16 protein-coding genes and 8 pseudogenes are annotated in these 23,188 nt (G+C 51.9%); 10 read left to right on the forward strand and 14 right to left on the reverse strand.

The features are described from left to right. Positions 1-53: 53 nt before the first annotated feature. Positions 54-920, forward strand: coding sequence for a phosphoribulokinase (locus ACMZI0_RS12045; RefSeq protein WP_415673135.1), 867 nt, complete (start codon positions 54-56; stop codon positions 918-920). Between the two features lie 28 nt (positions 921-948). On the opposite strand, the gene ACMZI0_RS12050 is transcribed toward ACMZI0_RS12045, so the two are convergent. Continuing rightward, positions 949-1,356 (reverse strand): OsmC family protein, encoded by a 408-nt coding sequence (locus ACMZI0_RS12050; protein ID WP_415673136.1) that lies wholly within the window; start codon positions 1,354-1,356, stop codon positions 949-951. A gap of 316 nt (positions 1,357-1,672) precedes the next feature. Between ACMZI0_RS12050 and crp the strand changes: the two genes are divergently transcribed. Beyond that, entirely contained in the window at positions 1,673-2,305 is a 633-nt protein-coding gene (gene crp, locus ACMZI0_RS12055) for a cAMP-activated global transcriptional regulator CRP (protein ID WP_012764006.1), read from the forward strand. Between the two features lie 65 nt (positions 2,306-2,370). Here crp and argD read toward each other — a convergent pair whose 3' ends face one another. The 4 genes and pseudogenes from argD to ACMZI0_RS12075 form a co-directional block, all read right to left on the reverse strand. Beyond that, positions 2,371-3,594 (reverse strand): bifunctional acetylornithine/succinyldiaminopimelate transaminase, encoded by a 1,224-nt coding sequence (gene argD / locus ACMZI0_RS12060; protein ID WP_415673137.1) that lies wholly within the window; start codon positions 3,592-3,594, stop codon positions 2,371-2,373. 125 nt (positions 3,595-3,719) lie between these two features. Continuing rightward, positions 3,720-4,295: an aminodeoxychorismate synthase component II gene (locus tag ACMZI0_RS12065; RefSeq protein ID WP_415673138.1), complete on the reverse strand. Its 576-nt coding sequence runs from the start codon at positions 4,293-4,295 to the stop codon at positions 3,720-3,722. A gap of 172 nt (positions 4,296-4,467) precedes the next feature. Continuing rightward, on the reverse strand, positions 4,468-4,716 hold the full coding sequence (locus ACMZI0_RS12070; RefSeq protein WP_415673139.1) for a carbohydrate-binding protein: 249 nt from the start codon (positions 4,714-4,716) through the stop codon (positions 4,468-4,470). Further along, a pseudogene (locus tag ACMZI0_RS12075) lies at positions 4,695-5,312 on the reverse strand (lytic polysaccharide monooxygenase auxiliary activity family 9 protein); the annotation flags it as partial. The gene ACMZI0_RS12070 and the pseudogene ACMZI0_RS12075, both read right to left, overlap by 22 nt. Positions 5,313-6,744: 1,432 nt before the next feature. On the opposite strand from ACMZI0_RS12075, the pseudogene ACMZI0_RS12080 reads away from it, so the two are divergent. Continuing rightward, a pseudogene (locus ACMZI0_RS12080) lies at positions 6,745-7,846 on the forward strand (polysaccharide lyase). Between the two features lie 58 nt (positions 7,847-7,904). Here the strand turns inward: ACMZI0_RS12080 and ACMZI0_RS12085 are convergent. The 9 genes and pseudogenes from ACMZI0_RS12085 to ACMZI0_RS12125 form a co-directional block, all read right to left on the reverse strand. Continuing rightward, positions 7,905-8,555, reverse strand: a complete 651-nt coding sequence (locus ACMZI0_RS12085) for a lytic polysaccharide monooxygenase (RefSeq protein WP_415673140.1) — start codon at positions 8,553-8,555, stop codon at positions 7,905-7,907. 667 nt (positions 8,556-9,222) lie between these two features. Further along, on the reverse strand, positions 9,223-9,816 hold the full coding sequence (gene ppiA / locus ACMZI0_RS12090) for a peptidylprolyl isomerase A (protein WP_415673141.1): 594 nt from the start codon (positions 9,814-9,816) through the stop codon (positions 9,223-9,225). Positions 9,817-10,033: 217 nt separating this feature from the next. Continuing rightward, positions 10,034-10,816: an ABC transporter ATP-binding protein gene (locus tag ACMZI0_RS12095; protein WP_415673150.1), complete on the reverse strand. Its 783-nt coding sequence runs from the start codon at positions 10,814-10,816 to the stop codon at positions 10,034-10,036. A gap of 33 nt (positions 10,817-10,849) precedes the next feature. After that, positions 10,850-11,729: pseudogene (locus ACMZI0_RS12100) on the reverse strand (ABC transporter ATP-binding protein). Continuing rightward, positions 11,701-12,606, reverse strand: a complete 906-nt coding sequence (locus tag ACMZI0_RS12105; RefSeq protein ID WP_415673142.1) for an ABC transporter permease — start codon at positions 12,604-12,606, stop codon at positions 11,701-11,703. Before ACMZI0_RS12105 ends, ACMZI0_RS12100 begins: the two are co-directional and overlap by 29 nt. Then, positions 12,603-13,644: pseudogene (locus ACMZI0_RS12110) on the reverse strand (ABC transporter permease). The gene ACMZI0_RS12105 and the pseudogene ACMZI0_RS12110 overlap by 4 nt, the downstream one beginning before the upstream one ends. A gap of 101 nt (positions 13,645-13,745) precedes the next feature. Next, the gene (locus tag ACMZI0_RS12115; RefSeq protein ID WP_415673143.1) at positions 13,746-15,356 is read right to left on the reverse strand and encodes an ABC transporter substrate-binding protein; all 1,611 of its coding nucleotides are present in this window, start codon (positions 15,354-15,356) and stop codon (positions 13,746-13,748) included. A 49-nt stretch (positions 15,357-15,405) separates the two neighbouring features. After that, positions 15,406-16,439, reverse strand: a pseudogene (locus tag ACMZI0_RS12120) (mandelate racemase family protein); the annotation flags it as partial. Between the two features lie 138 nt (positions 16,440-16,577). Continuing rightward, entirely contained in the window at positions 16,578-16,823 is a 246-nt protein-coding gene (locus tag ACMZI0_RS12125; RefSeq protein WP_415673144.1) for a hypothetical protein, read from the reverse strand. Positions 16,824-16,870: 47 nt separating this feature from the next. Between ACMZI0_RS12125 and cysG the strand changes: the two genes are divergently transcribed. From cysG to ACMZI0_RS12160, 7 genes and pseudogenes are all read left to right on the forward strand, one after another. Further along, complete coding sequence (cysG, locus tag ACMZI0_RS12130; RefSeq protein WP_415673145.1) at positions 16,871-18,085, forward strand: siroheme synthase CysG; 1,215 nt, start codon at positions 16,871-16,873, stop codon at positions 18,083-18,085. Next, on the forward strand, positions 18,051-18,281 hold the full coding sequence (locus ACMZI0_RS12135; protein ID WP_415673146.1) for a hypothetical protein: 231 nt from the start codon (positions 18,051-18,053) through the stop codon (positions 18,279-18,281). The genes cysG and ACMZI0_RS12135 overlap by 35 nt, the downstream gene beginning before the upstream one ends. A gap of 343 nt (positions 18,282-18,624) precedes the next feature. Then, positions 18,625-19,332 (forward strand): annotated as a pseudogene (locus ACMZI0_RS12140) (ABC transporter permease). Then, positions 19,332-20,060 carry an ABC transporter permease gene (locus ACMZI0_RS12145; protein ID WP_415673147.1) on the forward strand — a complete coding sequence of 243 codons (729 nt, stop codon included), beginning with the start codon at positions 19,332-19,334 and terminating at the stop codon, positions 20,058-20,060. Before ACMZI0_RS12140 ends, ACMZI0_RS12145 begins: the two are co-directional and overlap by 1 nt. Beyond that, entirely contained in the window at positions 20,057-20,818 is a 762-nt protein-coding gene (locus ACMZI0_RS12150) for an ABC transporter ATP-binding protein (RefSeq protein ID WP_415673148.1), read from the forward strand. The genes ACMZI0_RS12145 and ACMZI0_RS12150 overlap by 4 nt, the downstream gene beginning before the upstream one ends. 50 nt (positions 20,819-20,868) lie before the next feature. Next, positions 20,869-21,632: pseudogene (locus ACMZI0_RS12155) on the forward strand (transporter substrate-binding domain-containing protein). 109 nt (positions 21,633-21,741) lie between these two features. Beyond that, positions 21,742-23,048, forward strand: a pseudogene (locus ACMZI0_RS12160) (M20 family metallopeptidase); the annotation flags it as partial. Positions 23,049-23,188: the final 140 nt, after the last annotated feature.

Genomic DNA, 23,188 nt, shown 5'->3' on the forward strand with positions numbered 1-23,188 from the left:
TATACAGTGAGATCCGTGTTACTCAAACGCCTAATCCGACGGAGTGAAACCGCATGTCGCAACAACACCCGATCATTGCCGTTACAGGCTCCAGTGGAGCAGGCACCACCACCAGCCTGGCATTCAGAAAGATCTTCCAGCAGCTACAGATAAAAGCCGCTTCGCTGGAAGGCGACAGCTTTCACCGTTATACCCGACCTGAAATGGACATGGCGATCCGCAAAGCAAAAGATCTGGGCCGTCATATCAGCTACTTCGGTCCCGAGGCCAACGACTTCAGCCTGCTTGAGCAGTCATTTATCGAATATGGCCGCAACGGCACGGGGAAAATGCGCAAATATCTGCATACCTATGATGAAGCCATCCCTTACAACCAGGTACCCGGCACCTTTACTCCGTGGGAGCCGATGCAGCATCCCACCGACATGCTGTTTTATGAGGGGCTGCACGGTGCGGTCGTTACCGCTCAGCACGATGTGGCCCAGCACGTTGACCTGCTGGTCGGCGTGGTACCTATTGTCAATCTGGAATGGATTCAAAAGCTGGTCCGCGATATCAACGAACGTGGTCACTCGCGTGAAGCCGTGATGGATTCCGTGGTGCGCTCCATGGAAGATTACATCACCTACATTACGCCACAGTTTTCTCGCACGCATATCAACTTCCAGCGCGTGCCAACCATCGATACCTCCAACCCTTTTGCGGCCAAAGCAATACCCTCGCCGGATGAAAGCTTTGTGGTGATCCATTTTCAGGGCGTCGAGGATATTGACTATCCTTACCTGCTGGCCATGCTGCAAGGCTCGTTTATTTCACATATCAATACGTTGGTCGTGCCGGGTGGGAAAATGAGGTTGGCCATGGAACTGATCATGGCACCGTTGGTAAAACGGCTGGCAGAAGGACGTAGCGCGGGCTGAGAACAGGAAGTACAGCCCGCCAGAAACGTTATGCGCTGGTGATGATTTCGTGGCTGTGGGTTACCTTAACCGCCTTTTCTAACATTAGCGCCACTGAACGATACTTTTCCGCCGACAGCGACACCGCTCGCTCAATCACCTTATCCGTCAACCCCACACCCGTGACGACAAAGTGCAGGTTGATATGCGTAAACAGACGCGGCGCTTCTTCACGGCGCGTGGAGGAGAGTTTGACTTCACACCCTGTGATGTTATTGTGACCTTTTCGCAAAATAGATACCACATCAATGGCGCTACAGCCTCCCGCCGCCATTAAAACCATCTCCATCGGGCTGGGAGCTTTGTCTCCGGCATTACCATCCATCAGAATCTGATATCCTGATGACGACTCACCGAGAAAGGTCAGGTCTTCGACCCATTTTACGCGCACTTGCATCCACAACTCCTCAAATTTATTTGAGAACTACTCACTGTTATATATAAAAATCGCCGATAACTAGAGCTTAATCATGCTGAAGCGAGACAACACGAGACAGGCTCGTCAAGCTGTGTTACAAACAGGAATAGAATCCGTTCCATCAGTTTTATACTGACGGTCAGAACGGGTCGTGACGTCGCCATACAGAGGCCAGTATATTCCCTGACGTCAGTCCGCCAACACGGAATTTTTACTACTAGCACGTTAATACGCCGTACAGGGAGCTCTGAACCCTGTAATTTGCGCAGTGAATTACAACAGAGGATAACAGCGAATGGTTCTCGGCAAACCGCAGACAGACCCGACTCTCGAATGGTTCCTTTCTCATTGTCATATTCACAAGTATCCATCGAAGAGCACACTAATTCACCAAGGTGAAAAGGCAGAAACGCTTTACTACATCGTGAAAGGCTCCGTTGCTGTGCTGATCAAGGATGAAGAAGGCAAGGAAATGATCCTCTCCTACCTCAACCAGGGGGATTTTATTGGAGAACTGGGCCTGTTCGAAGAGGGTCAGGAACGCAGCGCATGGGTGCGGGCAAAAACTGCCTGCGAAGTCGCTGAAATCTCCTATAAAAAATTCCGTCAGCTGATCCAGGTCAACCCGGATATTCTGATGCGTCTCTCCTCGCAGATGGCGCGTCGCCTCCAGGTGACGTCTCAGAAAGTGGGCAACCTGGCCTTCCTGGATGTAACGGGCCGTATCGCGCAGACGCTGTTGAACTTGGCGAAGCAGCCCGATGCCATGACGCACCCGGATGGGATGCAAATCAAGATCACGCGTCAGGAGATCGGTCAGATTGTTGGCTGTTCCCGCGAAACGGTAGGCCGTATTTTGAAAATGCTGGAAGATCAGAATCTGATCTCGGCGCACGGCAAAACCATCGTGGTATACGGTACGCGCTGATTTCACCACTGCGGTTCTGATCAAAGCACGTTGCGCGCTGCGCAACGTGCTTTGACGAGTCTACACTACTCTGCTTTCACCACGGCTTCGACCGCCCGCGCGAACCGCGCCATGCCCTGATCGATATCTTCCAGTTCAATCACCAGCGACGGCACAAAACGAATCGCGTTAGGCCCGGCGACCAACACCATCACGCCTTGCTCCGCCGCTGCGGCGAGGAACTTGCCAGCCTGGCCGTGCCATTTCGGCTTCAGTTCCGCACCAATCAGCAGGCCCATACCGCGAATCTGCTCAAAAATGCCGTGTTCTTCATTAATTGCCTGAAGAATGGAGACAAAGCGCTCATGGCGCGCTTGTACACCGGAAAGCACTTGTGGCGTGTTGATCGTGTCCAACGCAGCCCCGGCCACCGCACAGGCCAGCGGATTACCACCGTAGGTGGTGCCGTGCACACCGACGGTCATCACAGAGGCGACCTCTTCGGTAGTGAGCATCGCGCTGATGGGGAAGCCGCCACCCAGTGCTTTTGCCGTGGTGAGAATATCCGGCGTTACGCCATAGTGCATATAGGTAAACAGCTTGCCGGAACGCCCCATACCACTTTGCACTTCATCAAACACCAGCAATGCATGATGCTGATTGCATAGCTCACGCACGCCTTTCAGGAACTCGGGGGTGGCAGGCGTAATACCGCCCTCGCCCTGAATCGGTTCCAGCACTACGGCGCAGGTATGGTCATCCATCACCGCTTTTACCGCTGCCAGATCGTTGAACGGCACATGCACGATATCTGCCGGTTTTGGCCCGAAGCCATCGGCGTATTTCGCCTGACCACCGACCGAGGCAGTGAACAATGTGCGGCCGTGAAACGCATTGTAGAACGCAATGATTTTGGTTTTATACGGGCTATGACGTTTAATGGCATAGTGACGAGCCAGCTTGAAAGCGGCTTCGTTGGCTTCCGCCCCTGAGTTGACAAAGAACACGCGCTCAGCAAAGGTGGCGTCAATCAGTTTGCTGGCCAAACGCAGCGCAGGCTCATTCGTGAAGATATTGCTGGTGTGCCACAGCGTTTCGCCCTGCTGTTTCAGCGCCGCCACCAGTGCCGGGTGGCAATGGCCCAACGCAGTTACTGCAATGCCACCCGAAAAGTCGATATATTCGCGGCCTTGCTGATCCCACACCCGGCTGCCCTTGCCTTTAACAGGCACAAATTGCGCCGGTGCGTAAACTGGTAGAATCACCTTGTCATGCGTCGCCCGCGTTACCGCCTTTGAATCTGTTGTCATTTGCTTCCCATCCACACCGCTTAAAGTGAAAATATAATCATCAAATATGCATAAAAAATCAATACACAGGGTTACAAAATAGCGCGTTATGACAGTCCGTTTTATCGCAACCGGTGCTGATAACTTCAGGTATTAAGGAAGTTCTGCAACAGTTGATGCCCTTGCTCACTCAGAATACTTTCAGGATGAAACTGCACCCCTTCGAGTGGCAAGGTACGATGACGTATTCCCATGATTTCATCATGCTCACCTTCGCGCTCCGTCCAGGCCGTGACGTCGAACTCGGCGGGCAAAGAGGCGGGGTCGATCACCAGAGAGTGGTAGCGCGTCACGGTTAAAGGCAGCGCCAGCCCGCTAAAAACGCCGTTTCCGGTATGCTGTATCAGTGAGGTTTTACCGTGCATCACCTGCCGCGCCCGCACCACGCGCGCACCAAACGCCTGCCCCATCGCCTGATGGCCGAGGCACACGCCAAGAATGGGCAACTTACCAGCAAAATGGCGAATCGCCGCCAGAGAAATGCCCGCGTCATCCGGCGTGTGGGGGCCAGGAGAGATCACCAGATGTGTCGGTGCCAGCATTTCAATCTCCACCAGCGTCAGTGCATCGTTGCGTTTAACTAGCACCTCCGTGCCCAGTTCACAAAAATACTGGTAGAGGTTGTAGGTGAAGGAGTCGTAGTTATCGATAAGTAGGAGCATGAGGGACGCATCTAAGCCAAAAAGATATGCTATAGGCTACTGTGCTTGTATGTGGTTAGGCAATGGATAACTTTTTTCTATTATTTTTCAGTAAATTACCTCAATGATTTTATCAGAAAAAAACCGGGCACCTATGTGCCCGATTTGAAGGTTTAGGTTGGAATAACGCTATTTAACTGATTGGCCTGACATAAGTCCAGAGAGTGAAAGCCACACCAGGAGCCCAACCGCTATTGGATGTGTGGGCACTCCTGCAACGATAGATGCCCCCATTATGTGTCACATAAACACCCACAGGATAGAATACGCTATTAGGAGACCACGGTGCCGGGTTCTGTGTACCACCACCGCCTTCATTACTGCCACCGAAATTAACATCAAAGGCAGAATAAAACCAGCGCCAGTGTCTGCCACCAGCCATACCGAGAGAATGATATGATGACCCGTTCTACCTGTCGGTAACCTAATCGTTTGCGTTGGCATAACGTTAAAAGGCAGATTCCGATTTATAATGCTGGCAAAAGGCACCTCTTCAAAATCCGCTCGTATAGCCCTTCGATTTGGATTCCAGCCATTTCTGGTAATGAAATAACGGTAACCGCGGGTGGCATGCACCACCGTATGATTCCAACTAATCGACAAATATTGGCCATTCTGGACTTGGGTTCTGGGCCAAGTCACCCCGTGCCTCATCTGCAACTCAGAATCGGTGAGGTTTACGATGTCACGATTAGTCTGCGTTTGGCCCCCACTAAAGATGAGACCATCCGGTACTGGCGATGCGACCCCCGGGAATATGTGGATTGAATCCGGATACGGGCCCCCTTCACCGGGGAACCATAGAATGTCTGCAGAGCTGTTTCCGTTAGTAAAACGAGGGAAGTTCTTCATCCCTTCCATTTCACTTGCAGGCCACCCATTGGGTAACCAACCCCTGCTTACGGCGAAAGCGGTTCGGCTTTCGGCGAAAGCGGTTCGGCTTTGTGGAGAGGAAAGCCAGCCATGGACAGGCGTTATTACTGGCCCCTGGTAGCAAGGAGCACCGACAGGTTCACAATAATGGCTGTCAGGCGGCTAGTGCAGATCACAAGGATCAACAACAGGGCCAAGATACCCATTAGGCGACAGATAATAATCGCAGCAGTCCTTTTTGGGCTCGTGATATTCATCAGGAGGCGTATGATAACCGCAACCATCGTCTGGGGGACAGTGATGTTCATTAGGCGGCGTGTGATCGCTACAACCCTCTTTTTCAGGACCGTGATGGCCATGCGGATTCTTTTTATCCATAACTCACCTCTCATTATTTATAAAATAACGATATATTGATAAATAAAATTCACTAAACGCTATAGCTAACTATAGCGATGCATGTATTTTTATTCGCGTCATTATTCAGATCAATTTAAACCAAATAAATAGAATAGAAAATTCGAAAGCATATTGAGAACAAAGCGAAAAGTACAAAAGCACTCAAGCTCAAATATAATCCGAGATCAAATTATTCAGCTAAGAATTAACCTTCAAAAACAATACAATACAATACAATACATAAGACCTCCTTTTTCCTACAGAAAAAATAGTAAATCAGAAGGTATATAAAAAATTAACGAATGCACTCTGGTGGGATTAAAAAATTCAAAGCGGAACAAAGTTTGCAGACAAGTAACCATTAACAAAAACACTAAGTGTTGATAATGGCTGGCTGACTAACAATTAGTATCTTTAGTAAAAAACATTAATAGAAAAGCACAATGATAATATTAGCTCATTTTTTTAAAAATGATTTATTTTTCTTTTCGGTATTGTAAGCCTGCGGGAAAACACATTAACTCGGACCATGAAATCATCCATAAGCAATTGTTTTTAATAAAAGAAAAAATAAATCATTCCATGTCATCAAAATCCTAAAGAAAAAAATTTATTTTTCAAAAAAACAGTGAGTTAATAATTCAATTTTAAAAGAGAATAATGCAATAAAAATCACTTAGCAATAAAATTAATGATCGCACTAATTATTAATGTTTTATACCTCTATTTCTAATATCCATTAACATACATGAAAATGTGACTTACATTGAATTTTTAGAGTTAAAATTGCAGACATATTGATAAAAATTTATTGAGTATTGTGCCAGTAGCCAAATTAAACGAAGCCATTAGCCCTATATCAGGGTACGAACACGCCATAAAAAATAACCTCAGGAATCATAATTAATTTTTATTTTTCATTAAAATCAGAACATCCTGTAAAAATAATTAAAATAGCGAGTGATCATTTCACCTTCAATAATTACCTTTTATTTTTTTTCCCTGATTTTTTTCTTAAATGACATCGCAACATAGTAAAATTTCTTTTCATTTTTATTGAAACGACTATATGCCCTACCATCGGCATAGGGATCATTATGCCGGAGCAAAACCATACCTCCCCTAGGAGACGACAGGAATGAAACACGTTTTACTCTCACTTACCGCAGGACTGCTGACATTAACCGTACAAGGCGCATTTGCCGCGAATACCGGTGGCTATGCGACCACCGACGGCGGCGATATCTCTGGTGCCGTAAAAAAACCGCACATTCCATGCAGGATATTATTGAAGCCGCTCGCGTGGACAGCAACAGCAAAGAAGGTGAAAACCGGTGCGTATCCGCTGGTTATCACCTATGACGGCAACGAAGATAAACTGATTAACGCTGCCGCTGCCGATATTTGCAGCCAATGGAGCAAGCCCGTACGCGGTGTAGAAATCAAGGAGTTTACCAAAGGGATAACTATCCTTGGCACCAACGGCTCTTCAGCCAACTTTGGTATCTGGTTAGTGAAATCTTCCGATGTGGTGATTCGTAATATGCGTTTCGGCTACATGCCGGGCGGTGCGAGTGACGGCGATGCTATCCGCGTAGATAACACGCCGAACGTCTGGGTTGACCATAACGAGATCTATGCCAAGAACTACGAGTGTCCCGGCACACCGGATGGCGATACCACATTTGAGTCGGCCGTCGATATCAAGAAAGCATCGACTAACGTTACCGTTTCCTATAACTACATTCACGGTATCAAAAAAGTGGGATTAAGCGGCTCTAGCAGCAGCGATACGGGTCGTAACCTGACCTACCACCACAACGTCTACAGCGATGTGAACGCCCGCTTGCCGTTGCAACGAGGGGGGCAAGTGCACGCCTACAACAACCTCTATTCCGGTATTACCAGTTCAGGGATAAATGTGCGCCAGAAAGGGCTCGCGCTGATCGAACACAACTGGTTCGAAAATGCCGTTAACCCAGTGACATCGCGCTATGACGGTTCCAATTTCGGTACCTGGGTTCTGCGTGACAACAACGTCACCAGTGCTTCTCAGAACGCCACCTATAACATCACTTGGACCAGCGATTCCAAAGCTTACGTTAACGCTGAGGATTGGACGTCTACCGGCACCTTCCCGTCACTGCCCGGTCAGCGCACAATGCGTGAAAGCGAAACTGGCACAGTTCGCGGGCCAGGGCAAAGGTCTGGCTGTGCTGACGGAGGCAGCCTGTAACTAACCAATAAACAAAATCAAGGCCACATTGCGTGGCCTTGATTTCTACTCTTGACGCTATCTCAAGAACCAAAATTCACATCCAGTACCTGATAGAAAGCATTAGGCGTATCGCCAATGGTCCACACAGCTAACAAGACCTGATAGCCCGTACGGGGAGGAATAACACAATTCATATCAAACGGGCTCGTTGGTCGAGGTAAAGGCGGCACAAATACCTGCTGGCAGAATGGCACCAAATCGAAGCTGGCACGAGTCAAGGGAGCGTTTGGGTTCCAGTTTTGATGAGTGATAAATACCTGCCATGCGCGCGTGAGATGCGTTTGCGTCAATGTCCATCTGAATGTCGCATTGCCTGCCCGCACAGGGGTTCGAACCCAACGAGTGGCCGTTTGTTGATTCATTTCAGGGAATCTGGGATTTCCCCCACTGGCAATCTGACCATCTGCGGGGCCCTGCCCTGGGAAACCCTGGGGACCTTCGATAGATTGAGGTTCCCATTGTACAGCGCCACATCCCGTATTTCTCTGTGCAGCCGGAATGATACTACGACATAAGTTGGCACGACTCGGCAGCGTATCAGTGAAACCATATGCTGGCATAATTTCTAAAGGCGGCGGTGGTGGATTATTATCAAAATTTGTATTTTGTGCTTCAGCCATTACTTGAGCACAACCAAGCAACATACTGAGCAGAAGTAGGTATCTTTTCATTTCTTACTCCATTTTCATCATGATAAATAACTGAGTGAGAATAAGTATGTAGCCATATGTAAATAACAATACTTTATGGCTCAGTTTACCGCTCCATAGATGAATTACATCAATAGGACATCTAAAATCCGTGTTTATTTAAAACAATACCACTCAGCCAAGATGGCTTAATAAGCCGCTATTAGCCATTAATATAAAATACAATTTACAGGCGAAGCGCCTTAAGTCACAAACAATTCTTTACCTTAAAATTAGCATTAAACACATATAAAATAATAATATTAGCTGGTGAATGATAAGGATTTTCGTGGTGTGAAAAAGATAATAAAGACATCGTATATTAATTATAGTAAATCAGCCAATAGTGGGCTACTGACTCAGACATCATTTTCTTGATTAAGCATAACTGATGTCTTTAAAATGTACACATTATATAAAAAAATACATAACATCATGATTATCAATTAATAAAGCCATTAACAGGCATTCGAAATGTGTGTGCGACATTTCCTAATCCACATAGAAATAAGAAAGCATGAAAATCATTATCACGACAAATAATAATCAGCCATAGCACCAAATTAATAATATAACGTATATCCCTGTAGAAACCATCAAGGCCACGCAATGTGGCCTTGATGTTATCACCAGAAATTCTCAACGAGGTTTACGGCAGCACTTTCGCCGATTTAATCACAATCGGTTTGCTCGGCACATTCTGGTAGGGGCCAACGTTGGTGGTTTGCACCTGAGAGATTTTGTCGGCGACGTCCATCCCCTTCACCACTTTACCGAATACCGCATAACCAAAATCGCGCTGGCCGTGATCGAGGAAGGCATTGTCCGCCACGTTAATAAAGAACTGGCTGGTGGCGCTGTCTTTTTCAGCGGTACGCGCCATAGCGATGGTGCCGCGCAGGTTACGCAAGCCGTTGTCCGCTTCGTTTTTGATCGGCGGATTGGTGGCTTTTTGCTTCATTTCATCCACAAAGCCGCCACCCTGAACCATAAAGCCCGGAATCACTCGGTGAAAAGTGGTGCCATTGTAAAAGCCACTATTAACGTACTCGACAAAATTCTTCACTGACACCGGAGCCTTTTGATTATCCAGCGCTAACTCGATGTTGCCTTCAGACGTGGTCAACAATACGCGCGTGGTGGTGGCTGCCGGGGCCGCGATCGCTGATGACATCATGACCGAAGATGAAAACATTGTCAGTGAAACCAGGGCCGCCGCAGCAACCAGAGTACGTTTGAACATGAGAATTCCTTTTTGATCGGGGGCTACAAGAAAGCGTAACGATTGTAAATACCCGCACTCCTTAACGCTACCCTTTTACTTTTTTTTTACGTACGGGTATCCCACAAAGTCACGACCATTAGGTATAGTATACCATTGCGGTATCGGCGACGATCGTAAAAAAAGACGGGTAAATTACCCGTCTTGTCAGCACATCATGCGGTTATTACCTTAGGTGCTAGCCCATTCTCTCCGAACGCACGGCCAAATCACGGCTATATTGTCGACTGGCATCCATCAACATAGTGGTATAGGTCGTTTTCTCCGTCGAACGCGTCAGTTCCGCCGTATCCAGTGTTTCTAGTATGCGGCCATACTGCATCACCGCCACTCGATGACATAAATGAGCAATCACCCCCAGATCGTGCGTCACCATCAGGTAGGTCAGGTTGTCCTGTTGTTGCAGCTCTGCCAGCAAGTTGAGGATTTCTGCCTGTACCGACACATCCAGTGCCGAAGTGGGTTCATCCAGCAACAGCACCCGCGGCTCAAGAATTAGCGCGCGCGCGATGGCGACACGTTGCCGCTGCCCGCCGGAGAGCTGGTGCGGGTAGCGGCGGCGAAACTGCGGCCCTAGCCCCACTTTCTCCAATAAGGCATTAATACGCCGGTCGCGCTGTTCAAAGCGGTGGATCAGCAGCGGTTCTTCCAATATGGTCTCAACCGTATGGCGTGGGTGCAGCGATCCGTAAGGATCCTGAAACACCATCTGCACCTGACTACAGCGCGAGCGCGCGCGATCGATACGGTGCGCCAGCGGCTGGCCATCAATGTGCAATTCCCCCTGACAGTGATTGAACAACCCCGCCAGGCATTTCAGAACCGTGGTTTTGCCCGAGCCGGATTCCCCCACCAAGCCAAAGATCTCCCCGCCGCGTACCGCCAGATTGACATCAAACAGCACCTGATTGTGCTGGCTGCCCTGACCAAAGGAGAGGTTGAGGTTTTTCACCTCGATCATCGCGGCCGTATTTTGTGTGCCCATTGTCGCTCCTTATTCACTCAGCCAGGCGGGATCGCGCTGCATTACCGGCAGTCGCACACGAGGATGATCGATGTCCGGCAACGCATTCAGCAGTCCGCGCGTGTAGGGATGCTGCGCGTTATCCAGATCCCTCGCCGCAATGGATTCCACGACACGTCCGGCGTACATCACCAGCACCCGGTCGCAGAAGCTGCGCACCAAATTGATATCATGGCTGATAAAGATCAGCCCCAATCCACTCTCCGACACCAAATCATCCAGCATCGACAGCACCTGCAAACACACCGACACATCGAGCGCCGAGGTCGGCTCGTCGGCGATCACGATCTCCGGCTCAGTGATCAACATCATGGTGATCATGATGCGCTGTCCCTGCCCGCCGGATACTTCATGCGGATAGAGTGCGTACACGCGCTCCGGCTGGCGAATACGCACGACCTCCAGCATGGCCATGACTTTTTCTTTCGCCACGCGCGGTGGCACTTTGTGGTGCGCCAGATAGGCTTCGGCAATCAGATTGCCGACGCACACCACCGGATTCAGCGAATATTTTGGATCCTGCATGATCATGGAAATTCGCTTACCGCGGATCTGGCGCATCTGCGCTTCAGACACATTGAGCAGATCGGTCTGGCCGAAGCGCAGCCTGTCGGCGGTCACCCGTACGCTGCGCGGGTGCAGATGCAGCAGCTCACGCCCGACCGTTGATTTACCCGAGCCGGATTCACCCACGATTGCCAGCTTTTCACAACCCAGGTTAAAGGAGACGCCGCGCACAGCATCCGTCACTGCGCCGTGGTTAACGATAGCTCACCTTGAGGTTTTCCACCTCCAGCAGCGGCGCGCTCTGAGTTGCACCCTTATTCTGTGCGGGGATCGAGGATGTCACGTAGGCCGTCTCCGAGAAAGTTAAACGCCAGGCTGTTCATCAGAATAGCCAACCCAGGGATGGTGACTAACCACCAACATTCCATCATGTAGCGACGACCGGCAGAGATCATGGCTCCCCATTCTGGATCGGTCGGCTGCGCGCCAAGCCCAAGGAATCCAAGCCCCGCGGCCGTCAGAATAATGCCCGCCATGTTCATGGTGATACGGATGATCACCGAAGGCAGACAAAGCGGCACAATGTGATGCACCAGAATGCGCAGCGACGATGCGCCTTGCAGCTTCACGGCAGAGACAAAATCCTCCTGACGTAACGACAGCGTTTCAGCGCGGGCCAGACGCGCGATAGGTGGCCAGGCCGTGAGGGTAATGGCAATCACCACATGCTCTAATCCCGGCCCCAATGCAGCAACAAACGCCAGCGCCAGCACCAGGCTGGGAAAAGAGATAAAGATATCAGTGATACGCATCAGGATGGTATCGACAATGCCGCCGTAGTAATCGGCAACCACGCCGAGCATCAATCCAATGGGGCCAACGGTCACCGACACCAGCGCCACAATGTAAAGCGTGATGCGCGAGCCATATACCAGACGACTATACACATCGCGCCCGAATTCATCGGTGCCGAACCAATGGGCTACCCCCGGCGCTTGCAGAGCATTCGCCAGATCTTGTGCCAATGGATCATGCGTTGCTAGCCAGGGGGCAAAAATGGCAATGACAATCAGCGACAGCACAATCAGCGAGCCAATGGTCGTCAGTGGGTTTTTCGCGAGCAGGCGCAGGAAATTGAACAGGCGCGCACCACGCAACTGCACTCGCCCATTTTTTGCTTCCGGCGACGAGCCTATTACCGGTTCAGAAGACATACTCATGCGCGGGTCCTCGGATCGAAGATTTGATACAACATGTCGGAGAGCAGGTTAAGGGTGACAAAAATCAACCCAACCAACAGCACACAGCCCATCACTGCATTCATATCCCCCAGCAGCAGGCTGCCCGTCAGATAGGAGCCGAAACCCGGCCAGGAGAACACAGTTTCTATCAACACCGCACCTTCCAGCAGTGAGCCATACGCCAGCGCCACCACCGTCAGCAGTTGCACCAGAATATTGCGAAACGCGTGCGCCCAAATCACCCGAAACTCTGACAATCCCTTGACCCGAGCAGTGATGATGTACTCTTGCGACAGTTGCGCCAGCATAAAGCTGCGCGTCATACGACTGATGTACGCCAGTGAATGGAAGCCAAGAATGGTGGCAGGCAGCACCAGGTGATTCAACGCACTGAAGAACACCGCCCACTCGCACGCCAGCAAGGAATCCCACCAGCAGTAAGCCGGTGCGGTTCTCCACCATGCCGTCCCACGCCATATCAACGCGCCCCGCGCCACCGACCCAGTTGAGCCAGGCGTAAAACACCAACAGGCCCATCATGCCGACCCAGAAAATCGGCGTGGAGTAACCCGCCAGACTGATAAAGCGCACGATATAGTCTGCCAGCTTGCCGCACCGTGCCGCCGCCATCACGCCGAGCGGCACGCCCAGCCCGGCACCGACGATAATCGCCATCGTTGCCAGTTCAACCGTAGCAGGGAACACGCGGATAATGTCATCCACTACCGGCCGACCAGTGAGCATCGCGTTGCCCAAATCGCCGTGCAGCAGTGAATTGAAGTAGATACCGAATTGAACATACAGCGGCTTATCCAAGCCTAACTGCTGATAGACCTGCTGATAGGTACTTTGGTCAGCATCCTGACCCACAATTGCCAATACCGGATCGATCGGCATCACCCGACCGATGATGAAGGTCAGAATCAATAACCCAAACAGCGTGAAGGCAACCTGTAACAACCGCTTTGCCACGCGATAGGGTAACGCCCCCGGTTTGAGCCAATCAGAGAAAACCATGTTCTTTCTCCCCGTCCGGCACCTGCACCGCCACTTTCAGCGCCGCTGATGCCGTGACTTACCTCGTAGGATGAAGGCGCCACTCACGCTTTACTCAGGCTTCAGCGTTGCTTGTGCACCAGATACAAACGGGTGGTCGATGATGGATGTGACACAAAGTCGACAACATCTTTGCGTTGCACCACGGAATCAACCATCTGCGAAACCGGAATGATGGCGGGATAGAGTGCTTCATAGCGGTCCTGTATCTCGGCATAGCGTTGCTTCTGTCTGGCGGGATCTTTCTCCAGCAGCGCCTGATCGATCATCTCGTTCAGCCGCGCATCGTAGAAAGAGGTTCTCCACCCCTGGAAGTTGGTGAGTTTGGCTTCATCGCTGTTATCCGGGTTGTACACCACGGAGCGCAGGCTGGAATGCGGATGAGGATCGACCCCACCGCCGCCACGCACGACCAGCATGTCGAATTTACGATCGCGCATCGCGCCGTAAACCTGATTGCCGGTGCCGGAAATGATCTTGGAGCGAATACCGGCCTGCGCCAGTGTGGATTGCACCGAGGTAGCCAGGTTGAGGAAAGGCTGATCGGACAGTACGCGCAGCGTGGTTTCAAAACCGTTCGGATAGCCCGCTTCCGCCAGCAGCGCCTTCGCCTTCGGCACGTCCAGCTTGTAACCGGGGTTTGGCAACGTGGCGTCCATTTCCGCCTGAATCGGGCGCTGGTGATAGAAGCCGTAGCCCGGCATTACCGTGTTATTGATACCATCATAGTCAATGAGATAGCGCACCGCTTCCCGCACTTTTGGTTTGGCAAATTCAGGGTTCTTCAGACTCATGGCAACGTAGTAGAGCGTGCCTTTCTTCACCTCTTCGACTTTCACATCCGGGTTTGCTTTCAGGGCATTGATGTCCGGCACTGACATACCGGTCGCCACATCGATATCCCCTTTTTCAATCATCAGACGCAGCGCCTGAGATTCGGTCATATGACGGAAGATCACCCGGCGCATTTTGGCATCACCACGCCAGTAGCCATCGGCACGGTTAACGCGCAACACGTCTTTCGCCTGCCACACGTCAAGCTTGAACGGACCTGAACCGGCTTCGTTGGTGGTCAACCAGCCGTTACCCCAGTCACCGTTTTTCTCATGCTTCATCACGGTCTTGCTATCCAGCACCGATCCGCTGCCGAGTGTGGCAAGGGAATAGATAACCAGTTTAGGATCGTTCGGTTTGGGCAGTTCGATCTCCACCGTTTTGTCATCTTTGGCGCGGATCAGTTTTTCGACGTTCTCCGCCGTAAAGCCGTAGGATTTCCAGGTGGTGGCCTGCGCCATATTCAAGGTCAGCAACCGCTTCATCGACCAGGCAAAATCATGGGCAGTGACCGGGTTGCCGGAGTGGAATTTGGCGTTATCCACCAAATGGAACGTAATCAGGTTGTTGTCTGGACTGATCTCCCAGCTTTTTGCCAGCGAGGGCAGCACGCGGCTCAGGTTTTCAGGATCGAGTTCGACCAGCGAGTCGTAAAGGTTAACGATAATGCCGACGACCCCGTTGCCGGTCATGGCGGCGGGATCGAGGGACAGCATGTTATTCATGTTCATCCCGACGATCAGCTGATCGTCGGGGGTTTTTGCAGACAGCAAGGCCGGTGTTGCGGCCATACAGAAACAGCTCAGTAGCAGGGTACGGATTATTGCTCGTGCTTTCATTAGACTTCTCCAGGTGTGAAGAATGGAAGATGAAACGTATATTTTGTAAGGGTTCTTCATAGTTCAGGAAGGGATGCAGCAGGCCGCGTTCATACCAGCGGCAGTTTTTGATCGCACCAACCACGTTCAGATTCGGTGCACCGTTACCGTGGATTTCGCAATCCATACCAAAGGCTTCGGCCAATGCGGCTACTTTCATGGTTGGAGAAAGACCGCCCACGCCCTGCACACCCGCGCACAGAATGTCACAGGCACCCTCTTTCACCCAGTCGGCACGGCTGAAGTATTTGCCTGACAGGCTTTCAGGACCGATGACGTCGATATCCAGACTCTTGGTCAGCCAGCTATAGGAGGCCATACTCTGCTCTTCCATCGGCTCTTCAAACCAGGTGAAGTCCAGCTTTTGCAGTTCACGGCCAATGTAAAGCGCATCGCTGCGGCTGTACCAGTGGTAACCATCCAGCATCAGACAAATATCCGGACCTACTGCTTCACGCACGGCAGCGCAGGCTTTAACATCCATCTGTGGGCTGGGGGCGAAGGATACCGGCGGCATCCAGGTATGCAGCTTGATCGCCTTATAGCCGCGCGCCACCAGTTTCTCGGCAAACTGGCCGTACTCTTCCGGCGTTGAGAGGCCGCCTTCCAGCTCATCGCCACACATGGTGCTGCCGTAAGCAGACACTTTGTCACGAAAACCTCCCAGCAGTTTGTGCACCGGCATGTTAAGGAAGCGACCTTGTAGATCCCACAGCGCGGATTCCACGATAGAGATGGCACGGTCGGTCAGTTGGTCAGTTGGTTAGAGCTGCCGCGTTGCCAATGCACCAGATCTTGCCACAGGCGTTCTCTGTCAAACGGGTTCTGCCCGATCAGCACCTTGCGGAAGAAGGCGTTAATGATATGGGGACGAACCACTTCGGGTGGTGCAAATGCATAGCCCTGATGTCCATCGTCGGTGGTGAGCGTCAAGAGGGCCATCTTGGCCTGATTCTCTTCTCCTGGATGCGAATGTCCCGCACTGTCGGACACGCGACGAGTGGGATACGTAAAAACGGTGACATCAATAGATTCTATTTTCACGCGAATACCTACCTTGAAATTCAATAACATAGATAAAAAAACGTCCGGTTCGACGGCAAGCGGCGAGCCCGGTTTGTACTATCGCTGCTCGGCTAGTGAGACTGAGACTGAGACTGCGATCACAAAAGAAATGATGTATTAATTAAATAAAAATATAGTTTTATTATTTGTAATTATTGGTGTTACAACCTGGTGAATCATTAGGCAATTTCTTTCAAATGCAGAAAATCCGGCGCAAATATTTGTGCAAATGCCCATAAACCTGTGAACAACATCACCAACGGTTGGGATTAACCGCACAATGAGCGAGGATAATGCCGCTGCTTTTTGGTTTGCTGCATAACCGCCAAAGGTCGGAGGTTGGAACACGATTTGCATACTCACGCTATTTCCTTTGGGCAAAGTATCAAAGACGCTGAGAGAGATTCGAGATGGACTACCTACCCTTGTTCTACCAGCTACGTGACAAACATTGCCTGCTGGTGGGGGGCGGTGACGTTGCCGAGCACAAAGCTCGCCTGCTGCTGGATGCGGGTGCCAGGTTGACCGTCAATGCGCTGACGTTCAGCCCGAGTTTCCTCGAATGGGGTAGGGACAGCAAAGTGACGCTGCTGATGCGGCCATTTACCCCCCTCGTTGCTGGACGATGTCTGGCTGGTGATCGCCGCGACCGACAATGCGGTAGTGAACCAGTTGATTTACGACAGCGCCACACGGGCGGCGTATCTTTTGCAATGTGGTCGATACCCCCGTGCTGGCCAGCTTCATTATGCCGTCATGCCGTCGATCGTTCTCCTCTGATGATGATTGCCGTCTCTTCCGGCGGTAAAGCACCGGTGCTGGCCCGCATGATGCGTGAAAAGTTGGAAAGCCTGCTACCACTGCATCTGGGCAAGCTGGCGACATTAGCCGGTACGCTGCGCGATCGGGTGAAACGGCACTACGCCAACGGCAGCGAGCGGCGGCGTTTTTGGGAAAAACTGTTTTCCCACGATCGCCTGGTGCAATCGCTGGCCAATAATGACGTGATGCAGACTGAAACGCTGACTGACGCGTTGTTCAATACGCCACTTAACGATCGTAGCGAAGTCACACTGGTGGGGGCTGGGCCGGGCGACGCTGGGTTGATGACATTAAAAGGACTGCAACAGCTTCAGCAGGCGGATGTCGTGGTCTACGATCGACTGGTATCAGAAGAGATGCTTAACCTGGTACGGCGCGATGCCGAATGCATCTATGTCGGTAAACAATCCGGCTATCACTCGCTGCCGCAGGAACAAATCAACCAGTTGTTGCAGAACAAAGCGGCGGAAGGAAAGCGTGTGGTCAGGCTGAAAGGCGGCGACCCGATGATCTTTGGGCGGGGCGGCGAAGAGCTGGAACATTTACAACAGGCTGGCATCCCCTTTTCGGTCGTACCCGGTATCACCGCGGCCTCGGGCTGTGCCGCCTACAGCGGTATCCCGTTAACTCATCGAGACTACGCGCAAGAGGTACGTTTAGTTACCGGGCACGTTACACATAACGGTGATTTGGACTGGGTCAGTCTGGCGCAAGAAAAACAGACGCTGGTGTTCTATATGGGGCTGATTCAGGGCGAGCACATTCAGCATGGGGCTGATTCAGGGCGAGCACATTCAGCATAAATTGCTGGAGCAGGGGCTGCCCGGCACGACGCCCGTCGCCCTGATAGAAAAAGGCACCACAACAGAGCAAAAAGTGTTTACGGGTCAGCTCTCTGCCTTAAATTCGCTGGCACAGCAGGCCGACAGCCCCAGTTTGATAATCATTGGTGAGGCTGTCGGCCTGCGCGAGAAGCTTAACTGGTTTCAGTCACTGTGACAGGCATCCGGTGATCTCACATATTCTGGCTGTCACCCCGCACTAAAACAGATCATTGCACTAAATTAATGCATCGCAACGCACCAATTTAGTGCCATTACGGCATTTTTCGCCGCCCCCTGCCCATAAATTGTGAGTCGTCACCAAAACAATAAAATGAAATATTGATTAATAAGCAATTTATATGCATAATTAATCGTTTCAACAATAATAAAAACATGGCCTGAATATTGCTTTGCATCCTAAGTACTCTGCTCAATGCGAAGGGGCCCAGCCAAGGGCCACCCGCAGCGTTCAGGCCACGCGCGGAGCTATGCCTGCAAAAAGAAAATTGGAGTAATACGTGGAACAAATGACATTTTGGCAGCTCATCAGTTTTGGTGAGAATGGCTGGGGAAGATTGCTGCTGATGGGGAGGGGAATGGCATTGGCAGTAGGCGGTTTTTTATTAGGTGCGCTCATCGGCACAATCGGTGCCTAGTCAAAAATTTGCGGCAATCGGCCACTTCGCGTTGTGGCGGAGTGCTACACCACCGTAACACGCGGCATTCCCGATCTGCTGATTATTTTCCTGCTCTACTTTGGCGGCAGCTCTGCACTGACGCTGCTGGCAAGCCTGTTCGGGCATAACGGCTTTATCGGCTTTGCCGGTTATATCGCCGGGGTAATTGCCGTCGGTATCTCTTCAGGCGCACAGCAAACAGAAGTGTTTCGCGGTGAATTCTACGCCCCGTGGCCAAAGGTGAGATAGAAGCCGCCAAAGCCTGCGGCATGCCGACACTGCTGCGCTTGCGCCGCATTATTATCCCGCTGCTGCTGCGCCATGCCTGCGCTCGGTAACGTCTGGCAACTGGTGTTGAAAGCCTCGGCGCTCGTGTCGGTAACTGGCGTGGCAGAACTGCTGACCCAGTCACAAACGGGCGCAGGCTCCACGGGCAAACCCTTTGATTTCTACATGGCTGCCGCCATGATTTATCTGGTGATTTCGATTTTTTCCGGCTGGCTGATGCGCCGCGCGGAGGCACACTATTCGCGAGGTGTAAGACGGTAATGGACGCCAATTTTTTCTACGAAACCTTTTGGGAAATTCTGCCCGGCGTCCCCCTGACGCCCCAGCTCGCAGTGGGCTCGGTGCTGCTTGGCTTCTTTTTGGCCTTGACGCTGGCCGCCATGCAGCTTTCTGGCAACCGACTGTTGCAATCTGTCGCCCGCCTGTATGTGCTGTTCTTCCGTGGCACGCCGCTGCTGGTACAGTTGTTCCTGATTTACTATGGTCTGGGGCAATTTAGTTGGGTACGTGAAAGCGTCCTGTGGCCGCTGCTGCGTGAACCCTACTGGTGCGCGCTGCTGTCATTAACACTTTGCACCGGCGCTTACGCCAGCGAAATCATTCGTGGTGGCCTGCAATCGGTGCCCGCGGGACAGATTGAAACGGCACGCGCCTGTGGCATGCCATCCTGGAAAATATTTACCCGCATCGTGTTTCCGCTTGCCATCCGCCAGGCGCTGCCCGCCTATGGCAACGAGCTGATCTCCATGATCAAATCCACCTCGCTCGCGTCCATCATCACGCTGATGGAAATCACCGGTATTGCAGCACGCTTGATTGCGGAAACCTATCGCGCGTTGGAAGTGTTTCTGTTGGCGGGGGCGATTTACCTGCTGATCAATCTGGTGCTCACCCGCTTGCTGGCCTTTGTCGAACACCGTATGAAGCCGTACCTGCGCGCGCCGCAGTCGCTGGCTGAAGTTAAGAATATGAAAGGAAACCCATCATGAGTACCGCCGCTATCAGCCTGCGCAACATTCACAAGCGTTTCAGCTCACTGGAAGTCCTGAAAGGGATCTCGTTTGAAGCCAGTCAGGGCGAGGTTGTCTCGATTCTGGGTTCCTCCGGCTCAGGCAAATCCACCCTGCTGCGCTGCACCAACTTGCTTGAGATCCCCGATCAGGGCGAGATTATTGTGGGCGGCGAAACCATCGCGATGAAAGTGAATCGTCAGGGACAAAACCGTCCGGCCAGCCCGAAACAGATCGACCGTATCCGTACCCAGCTCGGCATGGTGTTTCAAAACTTCAACCTGTGGTCGCACAAAACTGTGCTGGAAAACGTGATTGAAGCGCCGATCCACGTACTGAAACGCGCACCGCAGGATGCCAAAGAACATGCAGAGCAGCTGCAGAAAGTTGGGCTGGCGGATAAACGTCACTACTATCCTTCTCACCTTTCCGGCGGGCAGCAACAGCGTGCCGCCATTGCGCGTGCACTGGCCATGTCACCCAAAGTGATGTTGTTTGATGAACCCACGTCGGCACTGGACCCGGAGTTGGCCGGGGAAGTACTGCGCGTGATGCGCCAGTTGGCCGATGAAGGCATGACCATGCTGGTTGTGACCCATGAAATAGACTTTGCGCGTAAAGTATCCAATCGCGTGGTGTTTCTGCATCAGGGCGAGATCGAAGAACAAGGCACGCCGGAGCAAATGTTTACCGCCAGCCAATCCGCCCGTTTCCGTCAGTTTATTGCCAGTTGGTAACTGAACGCTACGCTTAACAACACAACAGGCAACCACCAGGAGATACCTAGATGATAAAAACCAAACTCTCGCCGCCTATGCGCTCTGTCTGGCTGGCTGGCGCACTCTCTACGTCATTCAACGCTGCCGCAGAAGCCGGTAAAACCTGGAGCACCGTGCGCATCGCCACTGAAGGGGCTTACCACCCGTATAACTTCACCAAGCCGGATGGCACGCTTGGATGGCATGGAAATTGAGTTGTACAAAGTGCTGTGGACAACATGAAGGTCAAATATGAAATCATGGTGCAGCCGTTTGCCAGCAGCATTCCGGCGCTGAACGCCGGTAAGTTTGACGCCATCATCTCCGGCATGTCCGCCACACCGAAGCGCCGTGAAGTGATCGATTTCAGCCAGCCTTACACGCAGGCGGGCCAAACCTTTGCCGTTCTGAAATCCAGCCCGCTGGCGTCACTGCCGGATCTGGGCACCCGCTTCTCGCTCAATGAGAAAGACGAAGCTGCCGCTATCGCTGAAGTGGAAAAACTGCGCCCGCTGCTGAAAGGCAAAACCATTGGCGTACAGTCTGCGTCGATCTGGTTATCGGTTCTGCGCCTTACATGAAAAATACCGCTGATAAATCAAACGGCGAAATCGTTATGGCCGGCCCGCAATTTATCGGCGGCATTTTGGGCAGCGGCTCGTCCATCGGACTGCGTAAAAGCGATCCTGATCTGAAGGCCATGTTCGATAAAGCCATCGATCAAGCCAAAGCAGACGGTACCATCAAGAAGCTGAGTGAAAAATGGTTCGGCATAGACACCACCCCGCTCTGATCGCCCTCTCGCGAACCTAACGTGAACCACGAGCGTGGCGTCGGAATAACGCCACGCTCCCTTCATTCCCCGCCGCAGTCATCGCCATAACAGCAGGAGCGCCTGATTCATGACTTCGCCATCTGAACAACATACGCCATCAGAACAACACACCTTGCCATCGATAGATACGCATACCGTCGCCGCCCTGCGCGAGCTTATTGCCGCCAAAAATCCACAGTTCACCGCGCTGAGCGACAGCATCTGGGATGTGCCGGAACTCAACTATGAAGAAATCCGCTCCGCTGCGCTGCATGAAGCCGTGCTCAAGCAGGAAGGCTTTCGCCTGACAACCGGCATCGCTGGGATGCCAACCGCCTTATTGGGTGAATTCGGTTCCGGTAAACCCGTGATTGCCCTGCTGGGTGAATACGACGCGCTGCCGGGTCTGAGCCAGCAAGCGGGCGTGGCTGAGCCTTGCCCCATCGATGCGGGCGGCAATGGTCACGGCTGTGGGCACAATTTGCTTGGCACCGCCGCATTGCAAGCGGCCACCGCGGTAAAAAATTACCAGCAACAGCACCACCTGCCCGGCACCGTGCGTTTCTATGGTTGCCCGGCAGAAGAGGGCGGATCCTCCAAAGGCTTTATGGTTAAAGCAGGCGTGTTTGATGATGTGGATATTGCTATCTGCTGGCGTCCAGCCACCTTTACCGGCGTCAACAGCCCGGATTCTCTGGCCTGCAACGAACTGAGCTTTTACTTCAAAGGCCGCGCTTCGCACGCCGCCAGCAGCCCGCATCTGGGACGCAGCGCGCTTGATGCGGTCGAATTGAGAACGTTGGCGTCAACTATATGCGCGAACACATGCCGTCATCGGCGCGCGTACACTACGCCATTACCGACAGCGGCGGCCATGCGCCGAACGTGGTTCAGACCAACGCCACCGTGCGCTATCTGGTACGAGCACGTCAGTTACCAGAATTGCATCAGTTGGTTAAACGCGTGAAGAAGATCGCACAGGGTGTGGCGCTGATGACCGAAACAGAAGTGAGTTGGGAAGTGATCAGCGGCGATGCCAACTTGCTGGGTAACGCACCGCTGGAACAGCGCATGCACGAACATCTGTTGGTGCTGAGCCCCATTCAGTTCGATAATGCGGACCGCGCTTTTGCCGCCAAATTCCAAACAGCCATGAGTGCAGAGGATATAGCCAACTCCTACGCGCGCTTTGGTATGAAACCCAAAGCCGATGAATCGCTGTATGAAGGTATCTATCCGCTTTACGGCCCGGACGCTAGCTTTATCGGCTCCACCGATGTCGGCACGGTAAGCTGGGTAGTACCTACCGTACAAATTCGTGCCGCCACCTACGCCATCGGCACACCCGCCCACTCCTGGCAGTTGGTCGCGCAGGGCAAAGCGCCAGCAGCGCACAATGTATAGAGAGGTGATTTATTTGATACTTCCGGGAATTGGCGGGATCTAGCGGGAACTCATGGGATTTCATAGAGTTAATGCTAATTTATCGATTTGATATCAATGGATAAAAAATAAACAAAAATGGGCTTGGAGGT

The sequence above is a fragment of the Symbiopectobacterium sp. genome (genome assembly GCF_047692315.1).
Classification (GTDB): domain Bacteria; phylum Pseudomonadota; class Gammaproteobacteria; order Enterobacterales; family Enterobacteriaceae; genus Symbiopectobacterium.

What these genes read in the sequence shown, in the direction of transcription:
- ACMZI0_RS12045 (WP_415673135.1), top strand. Translation starts at nt 54, where the DNA reads ATGTCGCAACAACACCCGATCATTGCCGTTACAGGCTCCAGTGGAGCA.
- ACMZI0_RS12050 (WP_415673136.1), bottom strand. Translation starts at nt 1,356, where the DNA reads ATGCAAGTGCGCGTAAAATGGGTCGAAGACCTGACCTTTCTCGGTGAG.
- crp (WP_012764006.1), top strand. Translation starts at nt 1,673, where the DNA reads ATGGTTCTCGGCAAACCGCAGACAGACCCGACTCTCGAATGGTTCCTT.
- argD (WP_415673137.1), bottom strand. Translation starts at nt 3,594, where the DNA reads ATGACAACAGATTCAAAGGCGGTAACGCGGGCGACGCATGACAAGGTG.
- ACMZI0_RS12065 (WP_415673138.1), bottom strand. Translation starts at nt 4,295, where the DNA reads ATGCTCCTACTTATCGATAACTACGACTCCTTCACCTACAACCTCTAC.
- ACMZI0_RS12070 (WP_415673139.1), bottom strand. Translation starts at nt 4,716, where the DNA reads ATGGCTGGTGGCAGACACTGGCGCTGGTTTTATTCTGCCTTTGATGTT.
- ACMZI0_RS12085 (WP_415673140.1), bottom strand. Translation starts at nt 8,555, where the DNA reads ATGAAAAGATACCTACTTCTGCTCAGTATGTTGCTTGGTTGTGCTCAA.
- ppiA (WP_415673141.1), bottom strand. Translation starts at nt 9,816, where the DNA reads ATGTTCAAACGTACTCTGGTTGCTGCGGCGGCCCTGGTTTCACTGACA.
- ACMZI0_RS12095 (WP_415673150.1), bottom strand. Translation starts at nt 10,816, where the DNA reads ATGATCGAGGTGAAAAACCTCAACCTCTCCTTTGGTCAGGGCAGCCAG.
- ACMZI0_RS12105 (WP_415673142.1), bottom strand. Translation starts at nt 12,606, where the DNA reads ATGAGTATGTCTTCTGAACCGGTAATAGGCTCGTCGCCGGAAGCAAAA.
- ACMZI0_RS12115 (WP_415673143.1), bottom strand. Translation starts at nt 15,356, where the DNA reads ATGAAAGCACGAGCAATAATCCGTACCCTGCTACTGAGCTGTTTCTGT.
- cysG (WP_415673145.1), top strand. Translation starts at nt 16,871, where the DNA reads ATGGACTACCTACCCTTGTTCTACCAGCTACGTGACAAACATTGCCTG.
- ACMZI0_RS12135 (WP_415673146.1), top strand. Translation starts at nt 18,051, where the DNA reads ATGGGGCTGATTCAGGGCGAGCACATTCAGCATAAATTGCTGGAGCAG.
- ACMZI0_RS12145 (WP_415673147.1), top strand. Translation starts at nt 19,332, where the DNA reads ATGGACGCCAATTTTTTCTACGAAACCTTTTGGGAAATTCTGCCCGGC.
- ACMZI0_RS12150 (WP_415673148.1), top strand. Translation starts at nt 20,057, where the DNA reads ATGAGTACCGCCGCTATCAGCCTGCGCAACATTCACAAGCGTTTCAGC.